Raw genomic sequence first — 12,240 nt, forward strand, 5'->3', positions numbered from 1 at the left:
GCGTCCGCCCCGTCACTCCCTTTGCCCGTACGCCCGTACGAACCCCATGCCCGCTGCGTGAGCACCTGAACACGCGCGGTGAGGATCGCTTCGAGACGGTTTCGCGGCCGGCCGGGTGCGCGGCCGTGCGACCGGACCCCGGCGCGACTCCGGGACGTTCTCGGCGCCGCCCCGGCGCGATCCCGGCCCCGCCCCGGCGCGATCCCGGCCCCGCCCCGGCGCGCTCCCGGTGCCGTACCGCACCGACTGAGCTGTGTATCACCGACTGATACGGGCGCTCGGGCCCGGGAACGGGTCTGAGACACTGGAGGGGTGATCTCCCGAATCGATCTGCGCGGCGATGCCCTCCCCGAGGGCGGCGCCCTGCGCGACCTGCTGCCCCGTGCCGAGTTCGACGTGGAAGCCGCCCTGGAGAAGGTGCGGCCCATCTGCGAGGACGTACGCCATCGTGGGACGGCCGCGCTGATCGAGTACGCCCATCGGTTCGACGGGGTCGCCATCGAGCGTGTCCGGGTGCCCGCCGAGGCGCTTCAGCGGGCGCTCGCGGAGCTGGACCCGGCCGTCCGGGCCGCCCTGGAGGAGTCGATCCGGCGCGCCCGGATCGTCCACCGCGAGCAGCGCCGCACGGACGTCACCACCAAGGTCGTCCCCGGCGGCACGGTCACCGAGCGCTGGGTCCCGGTCGAGCGCGTCGGCCTGTACGTACCCGGTGGCCTGGCGGTTTACCCGTCCTCCGTGGTCATGAACGTGGTCCCCGCACAGGAGGCGGGCGTCGACGGCGTCGCCGTCACCTCCCCGCCGCAGGCGGAGTTCGGCGGCCTGCCGCACCCGACGATCCTCGCCGCCTGCGCCCTGCTCGGCGTGGACGAGGTGTACGCGGCCGGCGGCGCCCAGGCGATCGCCATGTTCGCGTACGGCACCGAGGAGTGCCGCCCGGTCAACCTGGTCACCGGCCCCGGCAACATCTACGTCGCCGCCGCCAAGCGCCTGCTCAAGGGCCGGATCGGCATCGACGCCGAGGCCGGGCCCACCGAGATCGCGGTCCTCGCGGACGCCACCGCCGACGCCGCGCACGTCGCCGCCGACCTGATCAGCCAGGCCGAGCACGACACGCTGGCCGCCGCCGTCCTGGTCACCGACTCGGCCGAACTGGCCGCCGCTGTCGAGACCGAGCTGAAGACCCAGGTGGCCGCCACCAAGCACACCGAGCGGATCAGCACCGCGCTGGCCGGCCGGCAGTCCGCGATCGTGCTGGTGGACGGTGTGGACGAGGGCCTGAAGGTGGTCGACGCGTACGGCGCCGAGCACCTGGAGATCCAGACCGCCGACGCGGCCGCCGTCGCCGCCCGGGTCCGCAACGCCGGCGCGATCTTCGTCGGCCCGTACGCGCCCGTCTCGCTCGGCGACTACTGCGCCGGCTCCAACCACGTGCTGCCCACCGGCGGCTGCGCCTGCCACTCCTCGGGCCTGTCCGTCCAGTCGTTCCTGCGCGGCATCCACGTCGTGGACTACAGCCGTGACGCGCTGGCCGAGGTCGCCCACCATGTGGTGACCCTCGCCGAGGCCGAGGACCTCCCGGCCCACGGCGCCGCGCTGAAGGCCAGGTTCGACTGGAAGATCCCGCAGGGCAAGTGAGCGAGCACGTGACGAAGATCGACGACCTCCCCATCCGGGACGAGCTGCGCGGCAAGTCCCCGTACGGCGCGCCCCAGCTTGACGTCCCCGTACGCCTGAACACCAACGAGAACCCGTACCCGCTGCCCGAGCCGCTGGTGCGGCGGATCGCCGAGCGGGTCACCGAGGCGGCCCGCGAGCTGAACCGCTACCCCGACCGGGACGCGGTCGAGCTGCGCACCGAACTGGCCGCCTACCTGACGCGCACCGGCGGCCACGAGGTCACGACGGCCAACGTGTGGGCCGCCAACGGCTCCAACGAGGTCATCCAGCAGCTTCTCCAGACCTTCGGCGGCCCGGGCCGCACCGCCATCGGCTTCGAGCCCTCGTACTCGATGCACGGCCTGATCTCGCGCGGCACCGGCACCGGCTGGCTCTCCGGCCCGCGCAACGACGACTTCACCATCGACGTCGAGGCGGCCGTGGCCGCCATCGGCGAGCAGCGGCCCGACGTGGTCTTCGTCTGCTCGCCCAACAACCCCACCGGCACCGCCGTCGCCGCCGAAACGGTTCTCGCGCTGTACGAGGCCGCGCAGGCGGCCCGCGCGGACACCGGCGGCGCGCTGGTCGTCGTGGACGAGGCGTACGGCGAGTTCAGCCACCGCCCCTCGCTCCTCCCGCTGATCGAGGGCCGCCCGAACCTGGTCGTCTCGCGCACCATGTCCAAGGCGTTCGGCGCCGCGGGCCTGCGCCTGGGCTACCTGGCCGCCGACCCCGCCGTGGTCGACGCCGTCCAGCTCGTCCGCCTCCCGTACCACCTCTCGTCCGTCACCCAGGCCACCGCGCTCGCCGCCCTGGAGCACACCGACACGCTCCTGAAGTACGTCGAGCAGCTCAAGCAGGAGCGCGACCGGCTGGTGGACGAGCTGCGCGCCATCGGCTGCGAGGTGGTCGACTCGGACGCCAACTTCGTCCAGTTCGGGCGGTTCGAGGACCAGCACGCCACCTGGCGGGCCATCCTCGACCAGGGCGTCCTGGTCCGTGACAACGGCGTACCGGGCTGGCTGCGGGTCACCGCGGGAACCCCCGCCGAGAACGACGCGTTCCTCGACGCGGTCCGTGCAGTACTGAAGGAGAACCGATGAACCGCGTTGGGCGCGTGGAGCGCACCACGAAGGAGACCTCGGTGCTGGTCGAGATCGATCTCGACGGCACCGGGCAGGTCGACGTGTCGACAGGGGTCGGCTTCTACGACCACATGCTCGACCAGCTCGGCCGGCACGGCCTCTTCGACCTCAAGGTCAAGACCGACGGCGACCTGCACATCGACACCCACCACACCATCGAGGACACCGCCCTCGCGCTGGGTGCCGCCTTCAAGCAGGCCCTCGGCGACAAGGTCGGCATCTACCGCTTCGGCAACTGCACCGTCCCGCTGGACGAGTCGCTGGCCCAGGTGACCGTCGACCTCTCCGGGCGCCCCTACCTGGTGCACACCGAGCCGGAGAACATCGCGCCGATGATCGGCACGTACGACACGACGATGACCCGGCACATCCTGGAGTCCTTCGTCGCGCAGGCGCAGATCGCCCTGCACGTCCACGTCCCGTACGGGCGCAACGCCCACCACATCGTGGAGTGCCAGTTCAAGGCGCTGGCCCGCGCGCTGCGCTACGCCAGCGAGCGCGACCCGCGCGCCGCCGGCATCCTCCCGTCCACCAAGGGAGCGCTGTGAACGGCCTGTCCACCGTCTTCATCGTCCTCGGCCTCTTCCTGCTCGGCGGGCTCTACTCCTTCTGGAAGCAGGGCATGGGCAAGAGCGTCCTCGTCCTGCTGGGCATCGGCTCGGCCATGTGCCTGGTCGCCGGCATTCTCCGTCTGGATGTGTGGAATTGAGCACCGCACCCGCGAAGAAGGTCGTGGTCTTCGACTACGGCTTCGGCAACGTCCGCTCCGCCGAGCGCGCCCTCGCCCACGTCGGCGCCGACGTGGAGATCACCGGTGACTACGACAAGGCCATGAACGCCGACGGCCTGCTCGTCCCCGGCGTGGGCGCCTTCGCCGCCTGCATGAAGGGTCTGCGCGAGGCGCGCGGCGACTGGGTCATCGGCCGCCGCCTGTCCGGCGGGCGCCCCGTCATGGGTATCTGCGTCGGCATGCAGATCCTCTTCTCGCGCGGCATCGAGCACGGCGTGGAGACCGAGGGCCTGGACGAGTGGCCCGGCACGGTCGGCCCGCTCAAGGCCGACGTCGTCCCGCACATGGGCTGGAACACCGTCCAGGCACCGGAGGGCACGCGACTGTTCGACGGCCTGCCCGCCGACGCGCGCTACTACTTCGTGCACTCCTACGCCGTACGCGACTGGGAGCTGGAAGTCGGCAACCCCAACATGCGCGCGCCCCAGGTCACCTGGGCCACGCACGGCGAGCCGTTCGTGGCCGCCGTCGAGAACGGCCCGCTGTGGGCCACCCAGTTCCACCCCGAGAAGTCCGGCGACGCCGGCGCCAAGCTGCTGTCCAACTGGACCAAGACCCTCTAGGACCCTCCGCGATGAGCAAGCTCGAACTCCTCCCCGCCGTCGATGTCCGCGACGGCCAGGCGGTCCGCCTCGTGCACGGCGAGTCCGGCTCCGAGACGTCCTACGGCGACCCGTTGCAGGCCGCGCTGGCCTGGCAGCAGGCGGGCGCCGAGTGGCTGCACCTGGTCGACCTCGACGCGGCGTTCGGCACCGGCGACAACCGCGCGCAGATCGCCGAGGTCGCCCGGAGCATGGACATCAAGGTCGAACTCTCCGGCGGCATCCGCGACGACGCCTCGCTGGAGGCCGCGCTGGCCACCGGCTGCAAGCGGGTCAACCTCGGTACGGCGGCCCTGGAGACCCCCGAGTGGGTCGCCAAGGTCATCGCCGAGCACGGCGACAAGATCGCGGTCGGCCTGGACGTCCGGGGCACCACGCTGCGCGGCCGCGGCTGGACCCGCGACGGCGGCGACCTCTACGAGACGCTGGCGCGCCTGGACTCCGAGGGCTGCGCCCGCTACGTCGTCACCGACATCAACAAGGACGGCACCCTCCAGGGCCCCAACCTGGAACTGCTGCGCAACGTCTGCGCCGCGACCGACAAGCCGGTCGTCGCGTCCGGCGGCGTCTCCTCCCTTGACGACCTCCGCGCGATCGCCACCCTGGTACCGGAAGGCGTCGAGGGCGCCATCGTCGGCAAGGCGCTCTACGCCAAGGCATTCACCCTGGAAGAGGCATTGGAGGCCGTTTCGTCATGACCATCGAGCGCGCGCAGACCGACAGTCCCTGGGAAGAGATCATCGGCTTCGCGCGCGCCGTGGCGGCCGGCGACCGCGTCCTGGTCGCCGGCACGATGCCACTGGTCGACGGCGTGCTGTACGGGGAGGGCGACCCGTACGAACAGACGAAGGTCGCCTTCTCCAACGCGCTGGTGGCCCTGGAGCCGTTCGGGCTCGGGGCCGGTTCGGTCATCCGCACCCGGATGTACCTGACCCACGCGCGGGACGTGGACGAGGCGGCCCGCGCCCACAAGGAACTCTTCGACGCCGTACGGCCCGCCGCGACCCTGGTCGTGGTCTCCGGCTTCGCCGACTCGCGCGTACTGGTCGAAGTCGAACTCGAAGCATTCAGAGAGGCCACGAGCACATGACCCTGGCGGTCCGAGTCATCCCCTGCCTGGACGTGGACAACGGCCGGGTCGTCAAGGGCGTCAACTTCAAGAACCTCCGCGACGCCGGCGACCCCGTCGAGATGGCCAAGGTCTACGGCCAGGAGGGCGCCGACGAGCTGACCTTCCTCGACATCACGGCCTCCTCCGGCAACCGCGAGACCACCTACGACGTGGTCCGCCGCACCGCCGAACAGGTCTTCATCCCCCTCACGGTCGGCGGCGGCGTCCGTACCCCGGAGGACGTGGACAAACTCCTGCGGGCCGGCGCCGACAAGGTCGGCGTCAACACCGCCGCCATCGCCCGCCCCGACCTGATCCGCGAGATCGCCGAACGCTTCGGCAGCCAGGTCCTGGTCCTGTCCGTCGACGCCCGCCGCACGGAGACCGGCTCCTTCGAGGTCACCACGCACGGCGGCCGCCGCGGCACCGGCATCGACGCCGTCGAATGGGCGCACCGCGCCGCGGACCTGGGCGCCGGCGAGATCCTCCTGAACTCCATGGACGCCGACGGCACCAAGGACGGCTACGACACGGAGATGATCGCCGCCGTCCGCAAGCACGTCACCGTCCCCGTCATCGCCAGCGGCGGCGCGGGCCGCCTGGCCGACTTCCCCCCGGCGGTCGAGGCCGGCGCGGACGCGGTACTGGCCGCCTCCGTCTTCCACTTCGGTGATCTGCGGATCGGCGAGGTGAAGGAGACGCTGCGGGGGGCGGGGCATCCGGTGCGGTGAAGGGCGCGCGGGGGCGCACGGGGGGCGGCGCACGTCCGGTTCACTCCTGGTAGTGAATCTGGTAGTGATCAAAGTGGCGCCGGGTCTAGCCTGCGCATATGCCTGGAATCACGATTGAGTTCACCGAGGAAGAGCTGTCCGAACTGCGTGCCGAGGCCAAGGAGCGGGGCGTCGCGATCAAGCGGCTGGCACACGGGATACTGACCGAGAGCGTGGTGCGGCGGCGGCAACGGCAGAAGTTCGTCGAGGGTGCAAGCGAGAAGTTCGCGATCTTGGCGCCCGAGTTCATCGACTCCTTTGAGGAGGGGGACCGGTGATCCTCACCGTCGACGCCGGCTGGATCCTGGGCATCCAAGCCAGCCACGTCCCCAGCGACCCGCGTCTGCGTGACTGGGGCGCACTGCACGCCGTCGTGGAAAGGCACCGGTTCGAGAGGTTCGCAGGCGAGGTCTATTACGAGGAGACTCCGACACGAGCTGCCACGCTACTGGAAACCATGGTGCTCCTGCGGCCGTTCGAGGACTACAACGGCATCATCGGAGCTGCGTGCGCCTGGACGTACATGGAGGATTCCGGCGAGGATATTGCGCCGCCCCCAGGCGCGATGTCGCAACTGGTACGCGACCTCCGTGAGAAGCGGACGGACCTGCTCGACGCCGCGCGGCGGCTGCGGAGCTGGAAGTCTTAGGAGGTGCGGCCAGCGCGGTAAGTGACCGCGTGGGCCGCCGCGCGTAACGGGCCTATCGGGACAGCCGCTGTCCGATTCCCCCGTGGTGCTTGTGTTCATGGACGGGGCCTCCCTACCGTGCTGGCGTTCGGATCCCGGATGCCCACCGGAAGGACGCCCCGTGATGATGTTCTCCCCGACCGGCCGTCACCGAGCACCCCGTCGCCGCAGTGGTGCGGGGCGATTACTCACCCGCGCCTCGACCGCGGCCGCCACCCTCGCGCTGCCGGTCGTCGGCGCGTCCGTCGCCTCCGCCGCGGACGGCGGGACGTACACCGTCGCCCCCGGTGACAGCCTCTCCGAGATCGCCGCGAAGCAGGGCGTCAAGGGCGGCTGGGCGAAGCTGTACGCGAGCAATCGCTCGGCGGTCGGCGGTGATCCGGACCTGATCAAGGTCGGTACGAAACTGAAGCTCGGCGGTCCGGCCGCGGTCCCGCAGCGGCGCGCCTCCCGGACCGCCGAGCGGCCCGCCGTGCGCGCCGCGTCCGGCGACGCCGTACGGCCCGTCAGAGGCGGCACGCTCACCGCCGGGTTCGGGGCGGGCGGCGGCCACTGGGCCAACGGGCACACCGGGCAGGACTTCGCCGTACCCGTCGGCACCGCCGTCCGCGCCGCCCGCGGCGGGACCGTCGTGAAGGCGGGCTGGGGCGGCGCGTACGGGTACGAGGTCGTCGTCCGGCACCACAGCGGGTCGTACACGCAGTACGCGCACCTGTCGCAGATCCGGGTGCCGGTGGGCGCCACCGTCGGCGCCGGTGAGCGCATCGGGCGGTCCGGCGCCACCGGCAACGTCACCGGACCGCACCTGCACTTCGAGGTACGGGCCACCCCGGACTACGGGTCGGCGGTCGACCCGATGGCCTGGCTGCGCCGGCACGGGGCGTTCGACTAGGCGGTGGCTACCCGCGTCACCGCCCGCCCTTGCGGGCCGCCCGTACGTACTCCCGGTTCATCCTGGTGATGCTGAACAGCGGGATGCCCTTCGGGCAGGCGGTGGCGCACTCGCCGGCGAGGGTGCAGCCGCCGAAGCCCTCGTCGTCCATGGTGGTGACCATGTCCAGCACCCGGGACTCGCGTTCGGGCGTGCCCTGCGGGAGGACGTTGAGGTGGTTGACCTTCGCCGAGGTGAACAGCATCGCCGAGCCGTTCGGGCAGGCCGCCACGCACGCGCCGCAGCCGATGCACTCCGCGTGCTCGAACGCGGAGTCGGCGTCCGGCTTCGGTACGGGCGTGGCGTGCGCCTCGGGTGCGGCGCCGGTCGGCGCGGTGATGTAGCCGCCGGACTGGATGATCCGGTCGAACGCGGACCGGTCGACGACCAGGTCCCGTACGACGGGGAAGGCCGCCGCGCGCCACGGCTCGACGTCGATGGTGTCGCCGTCCCGGAAGGAGCGCATGTGGAGCTGGCAGGACGTGGTGCGCTCCGGGCCGTGCGCCTCGCCGTTGATGACCAGGCTGCACGCGCCGCAGATGCCCTCGCGGCAGTCGTGGTCGAAGGCGACGGGGTCGTCGCCCTTGAGGATGAGTTCCTCGTTGAGGGTGTCGAGCATCTCCAGGAAGGACATGTCGGGGGAGATGCCGTCCACGTCGTAGGTGGACATGCCGCCGTCGGCGTCGGCGTCGCGCTGCCGCCAGACGCGCAGGGTGAGCTTCATGCGTAGCTCCGCTGGGTGGGGTGGACGTACTCGAAGACCAGGTCTTCCTTGTGCAGGACGGGAGCCGTGCCGGTGCCGGTGAACTCCCAGGCCGCGGCGTAGGAGAACTCCTCGTCGCGGCGGGCGGCCTCGCCGTCGGGGGTCTGCGACTCCTCGCGGAAGTGACCGCCGCAGGACTCGGCGCGGTGCAGCGCGTCGAGGCACATCAGCTCGGCCAGTTCCAGGTAGTCGACGATGCGGTTGGCCTTCTCCAGTGACTGGTTGAACTCCTCGCCGGTGCCGGGCACCTTGATGCGGCGCCAGAACTCCTCGCGGATCTGCGGGATGCGGTCGAGCGCCTTGCGCAGGCCGCTCTCCGTACGGGCCATGCCGCACAGCTCCCACATCAGCTCGCCCAGTTCGCGGTGGAAGGAGTCGGGCGTGCGGTCGCCGTCGACGGACAGGAGGAGGTTGAGCTGGTCCTCCGTCTCGGCGAGGGCTTCCTGGACGGCGGGGTGGTCGGCGGTGATCTCGTCGTGGTGCGGGTTGCGGGCCAGGTAGTCGTTGATCGTGGACGGCAGGACGAAGTAGCCGTCGGCGAGGCCCTGCATGAGGGCGGACGCGCCGAGCCGGTTGGCGCCGTGGTCGGAGAAGTTGGCCTCCCCGATGGCGAACAGGCCGGGGACGGTGGTCTGGAGGTCGTAGTCGACCCACAGACCGCCCATCGTGTAGTGCACGGCGGGGTAGATCCGCATCGGGACCTCGTACGGGTTCTCCGCGGTGATCCGCTCGTACATGTCGAAGAGGTTGCCGTACTTGTCCTCGACGGCCTTGCGGCCCATCCGGGCGATGGCGTCGGCGAAGTCCAGGTAGACGCCCTGGCCTCCGGGACCGACGCCGCGCCCCTCGTCGCAGACGTTCTTCGCGGCGCGGGAGGCGATGTCGCGGGGGACGAGGTTGCCGAAGGAGGGGTAGATCCGCTCCAGGTAGTAGTCGCGTTCCGCCTCGGGGATCTCGGCGGGCGGCCGGGTGTCGCCCTTGGCCTTCGGGACCCAGATACGGCCGTCGTTGCGCAGCGACTCGCTCATCAGCGTCAGCTTGGACTGGTGGTCGCCGGTGCGCGGGATGCAGGTGGGGTGGATCTGGGTGAAGCAGGGGTTGGCGAAGTAGGCGCCGCGCCGGTGGGCGCGCCAGATCGCGGTGGCGTTGGAGTTCATGGCGTTGGTCGACAGGTAGAAGACGTTGCCGTAGCCGCCGGAGGCGAGGACCACGGCGTCCGCGAAGTACGTGTCGATCCGGCCGCTGATCAGGTCGCGGGCCACGATGCCGCGCGCCCGGCCGTCGACGACGATCAGGTCCAGCATCTCCGTACGCGGGTGCATCTCCACGTTCCCGGCGGCGATCTGCCGGGAGAGCGCCTGGTAGGCGCCGAGCAGCAACTGCTGCCCGGTCTGGCCCCGGGCGTAGAACGTACGGGAGACCTGGACGCCGCCGAAGGAACGGGTGTCGAGCAGGCCGCCGTACTCCCGGGCGAAGGGCACGCCCTGGGCCACGCACTGGTCGATGATCTCGACGGAGATCTGCGCGAGGCGGTGCACATTGGACTCGCGGGCGCGGAAGTCGCCGCCCTTGACGGTGTCGTAGAACAGGCGGTGCACGGAGTCGCCGTCGTTGCGGTAGTTCTTCGCGGCGTTGATGCCGCCCTGCGCGGCGATGGAGTGGGCGCGGCGCGGGGAGTCCTGGTAGCAGAACTGGACCACGTGGTAGCCCTGCTCGGCGAGGGTGGCGCCCGCCGAGCCGCCGGCCAGGCCGGTGCCGACGACGATGACGGTGTGCTTGCGGCGGTTGGCCGGGTTGACCAGCTTGGCCTGGAAGCGGCGGGTGTCCCAGCGGTCGGCGACCGGGCCCTCGGGCGCCTTGGTGTCGGCGACCGGTTCCCCGGTCGCGTACGCGGTGTAGGAGGTCATGTCAGCTCACTGCTCCGGTCACGACGGCCACCGGTACGGCGACGAAGCCCGCCGTCAGCACCAGGGCGACGAGGTTGGCGACGGTCTTGAGCACCCGGTCGCGGGCGGCGCTGCCGACGCCCAGCGTCTGCGCGGCGCTCCAGAACCCGTGCCGGACGTGCAGGCCGAGGGCGAGCATCGCCACGATGTAGAGCGTGGTGACGGGCCAGCGGTCGAAGGAGGCGATCAGGTTCTGGTACGGGTGCCCGGCCTCGGCCCGCGGGTTCACCGTCAGCGTCGTCAGGTCCAGGATGTGCCAGACGATGAACAGGGCGAGGATGACGCCGCCCCAGCGCATGGTGCGGGTCGCGTAGCTCTGCCGCGGCTTCTTGTGCACGTACTTGCTCGGCCGCGCCCTGATGTCGCGGCGGCTGAGCTGGAAGGCGGCCACGCCGTGCGTGACGACGGCGGCCAGCAGCACCACCCGGGCGATCCACAGGAACCACTCGTGGTGCAGGAAGGGCTCGCCGACGGTCCGCAGCCAGTGCGCGTAGCCGTTGAACTCGTCGGAGCCGAAGAAAATCTTGAGGTTGCCCAGCATGTGCGCGACCAGGTACAGCAGCATCACCACGCCGCTGACCGCCATCGCGGTCTTCTTGCCGACGGTCGAGCGCCACAACAGGCCCGCGAAGGACGGCCGTCGTTCCGTCCGGGTGTCCAGTGCCATGGGTCCCGACGGTAAGGACCGGCCTGCCCATCAGTCCAAGACATGGTCCGGCTCATCTCCATAGGCTCTCCCTATCGACGCCTATCATCGGCCGTATGCAGCCGCAGCAGCTCCGCTACTTCGTGGCGGTCGCCGACACCCGCCACTTCACCCGCGCCGCCGAGCGCGAGCACGTCGCGCAGCCCTCCCTCTCGCAGCAGATCAAGGCCCTGGAACGGGAACTGGGCGCCGATCTGTTCCACCGGGCGCGCGGCCACATCACCCTCACCGACGCGGGCCGGACCCTGCTGCCGCTGGCCCGGCGCATCCTCGCCGACACCGAGACCGCCCGGCGCGAGGTGCAGGAGGTCGCGCAGCTCAGGCGCGGCCGGCTGCGGCTCGGCGCGCCGCCCAGCCTGTGCGCGAGCCTGGTCCCGGACGTGCTGAGCGTCTTCCACGCCGCCTATCCGGGAGTGGAACTGGTCGTCCACGAGGACGGTTCGCAGGATCTCGTACGCGTCCTGGCGGCCGGTGAGCTGGACCTCGCCCTCATCATCACGCCCCTGCCCGAGCAGGCCCCGGCGCTGGCCACCGCCGAACTGCTGCGCGAGGAACTGGTCGTGGTCTCCGCGCCGGACCGCCCGGCCCCGGTGGGCGGCGGCCGGCGGATGCGCGTGGAGGATCTGCGCGACCGGCCGCTGGCGATGTTCCGGCGCGGCTACGACCTGCGGGAGTTCACCACGGCGGCGTGCCGGGCGGCCGGATTCGAGCCGGTGTTCACGGTGGAGGGCGGCGAGATGGACGCGGTGCTGGGCTTCGTACGGGCCGGGCTGGGCGTCGCGGTCGTGCCCAGCATGGTCGCCGAACGCTCGGGGCTGCGCGTCACCCGCTTCGCGACCCGGGGCATGCACCGGGTGATCTCGGTGGCGCACCGGGGGGACGTCTCGCCGCCGCGGGCCGCCCGGGAGCTGCGGCGGATACTGCTGACACACCTGGGGCTGGAGCGGCCGGGCGGCTGACGCGAACACGGCGCGCCGACGACCCCGCCGGGGCCCGGGTAAAGGGCGTTTTTCGGCCACACGGCCGAGAAGCTAAGCGCCCCCACCCGGGGCGCCGCCCAGGTGACAGGGGGCGCGAACCGGCGCGAGGCACAGTGGTCCCAACGAGAACAGGCTGTTTCCGGGCACAATCC

Annotated in this window: 15 protein-coding genes; 12 read left to right on the forward strand and 3 right to left on the reverse strand. The window is 71.3% G+C overall.

Annotated features, from left to right (window positions below; all coding sequences use genetic code 11):
- Positions 1-312 precede the first annotated feature (312 nt).
- The 11 genes from hisD (at position 313) to EJG53_RS30705 (ending at position 7,654) form a co-directional block, all read left to right on the forward strand.
- On the forward strand, positions 313-1,635 hold the full coding sequence (gene hisD, locus EJG53_RS30660; RefSeq protein ID WP_125047591.1) for a histidinol dehydrogenase: 1,323 nt from the start codon (positions 313-315) through the stop codon (positions 1,633-1,635).
- An 8-nt stretch (positions 1,636-1,643) separates the two neighbouring features.
- A complete protein-coding gene (locus EJG53_RS30665) occupies positions 1,644-2,759 on the forward strand; it encodes a histidinol-phosphate transaminase (RefSeq protein WP_125049703.1) in 1,116 nt (371 codons plus the stop codon).
- A complete protein-coding gene (gene hisB, locus EJG53_RS30670; RefSeq protein WP_003984418.1) occupies positions 2,756-3,349 on the forward strand; it encodes an imidazoleglycerol-phosphate dehydratase HisB in 594 nt (197 codons plus the stop codon). Before EJG53_RS30665 ends, hisB begins: the two co-directional genes overlap by 4 nt.
- A complete protein-coding gene (locus tag EJG53_RS41270) occupies positions 3,346-3,510 on the forward strand; it encodes a hypothetical protein (protein ID WP_030679859.1) in 165 nt (54 codons plus the stop codon). The genes hisB and EJG53_RS41270 overlap by 4 nt, the downstream gene beginning before the upstream one ends.
- On the forward strand, positions 3,501-4,154 hold the full coding sequence (gene hisH, locus EJG53_RS30675; RefSeq protein WP_125047592.1) for an imidazole glycerol phosphate synthase subunit HisH: 654 nt from the start codon (positions 3,501-3,503) through the stop codon (positions 4,152-4,154). Before EJG53_RS41270 ends, hisH begins: the two co-directional genes overlap by 10 nt.
- Before the next feature lie 11 nt (positions 4,155-4,165).
- A complete protein-coding gene (priA, locus tag EJG53_RS30680; RefSeq protein ID WP_125047593.1) occupies positions 4,166-4,891 on the forward strand; it encodes a bifunctional 1-(5-phosphoribosyl)-5-((5-phosphoribosylamino)methylideneamino)imidazole-4-carboxamide isomerase/phosphoribosylanthranilate isomerase PriA in 726 nt (241 codons plus the stop codon).
- Positions 4,888-5,283, forward strand: a complete 396-nt coding sequence (locus EJG53_RS30685; RefSeq protein WP_031003947.1) for a RidA family protein — start codon at positions 4,888-4,890, stop codon at positions 5,281-5,283. The genes priA and EJG53_RS30685 overlap by 4 nt, the downstream gene beginning before the upstream one ends.
- On the forward strand, positions 5,280-6,035 hold the full coding sequence (gene hisF, locus EJG53_RS30690; RefSeq protein WP_125047594.1) for an imidazole glycerol phosphate synthase subunit HisF: 756 nt from the start codon (positions 5,280-5,282) through the stop codon (positions 6,033-6,035). The genes EJG53_RS30685 and hisF overlap by 4 nt, the downstream gene beginning before the upstream one ends.
- Positions 6,036-6,133: 98 nt before the next feature.
- The gene (locus EJG53_RS30695; protein WP_125047595.1) at positions 6,134-6,352 is read left to right on the forward strand and encodes a hypothetical protein; all 219 of its coding nucleotides are present in this window, start codon (positions 6,134-6,136) and stop codon (positions 6,350-6,352) included.
- Entirely contained in the window at positions 6,349-6,723 is a 375-nt protein-coding gene (locus EJG53_RS30700; RefSeq protein ID WP_125047596.1) for a hypothetical protein, read from the forward strand. The genes EJG53_RS30695 and EJG53_RS30700 overlap by 4 nt, the downstream gene beginning before the upstream one ends.
- A gap of 163 nt (positions 6,724-6,886) precedes the next feature.
- A complete protein-coding gene (locus tag EJG53_RS30705; protein WP_174856482.1) occupies positions 6,887-7,654 on the forward strand; it encodes a M23 family metallopeptidase in 768 nt (255 codons plus the stop codon).
- A gap of 16 nt (positions 7,655-7,670) precedes the next feature.
- On the opposite strand, the gene EJG53_RS30710 is transcribed toward EJG53_RS30705, so the two are convergent.
- Genes EJG53_RS30710 through EJG53_RS30720 form a run of 3 tightly spaced genes read right to left on the reverse strand, consistent with a single transcriptional unit; the run spans position 7,671 to position 11,069 of the window.
- On the reverse strand, positions 7,671-8,417 hold the full coding sequence (locus EJG53_RS30710) for a succinate dehydrogenase/fumarate reductase iron-sulfur subunit (RefSeq protein ID WP_125047597.1): 747 nt from the start codon (positions 8,415-8,417) through the stop codon (positions 7,671-7,673).
- Positions 8,414-10,363 carry a fumarate reductase/succinate dehydrogenase flavoprotein subunit gene (locus tag EJG53_RS30715; RefSeq protein WP_125047598.1) on the reverse strand — a complete coding sequence of 650 codons (1,950 nt, stop codon included), beginning with the start codon at positions 10,361-10,363 and terminating at the stop codon, positions 8,414-8,416. The genes EJG53_RS30710 and EJG53_RS30715 overlap by 4 nt, the downstream gene beginning before the upstream one ends.
- 1 nt (position 10,364) lies before the next feature.
- Positions 10,365-11,069, reverse strand: coding sequence for a succinate dehydrogenase cytochrome b subunit (locus tag EJG53_RS30720; RefSeq protein ID WP_125047599.1), 705 nt, complete (start codon positions 11,067-11,069; stop codon positions 10,365-10,367).
- Positions 11,070-11,164: 95 nt separating this feature from the next.
- Here EJG53_RS30720 and EJG53_RS30725 point away from each other — a divergent pair, with 95 nt between their 5' ends.
- Positions 11,165-12,067 carry a LysR family transcriptional regulator gene (locus tag EJG53_RS30725; RefSeq protein ID WP_125047601.1) on the forward strand — a complete coding sequence of 301 codons (903 nt, stop codon included), beginning with the start codon at positions 11,165-11,167 and terminating at the stop codon, positions 12,065-12,067.
- The last annotated feature ends 173 nt before the right edge of the window (positions 12,068-12,240 follow it).

It is taken from the genome of Streptomyces chrestomyceticus JCM 4735 (assembly GCF_003865135.1).
Classification (GTDB): Bacteria; Actinomycetota; Actinomycetes; order Streptomycetales; family Streptomycetaceae; genus Streptomyces; species Streptomyces chrestomyceticus.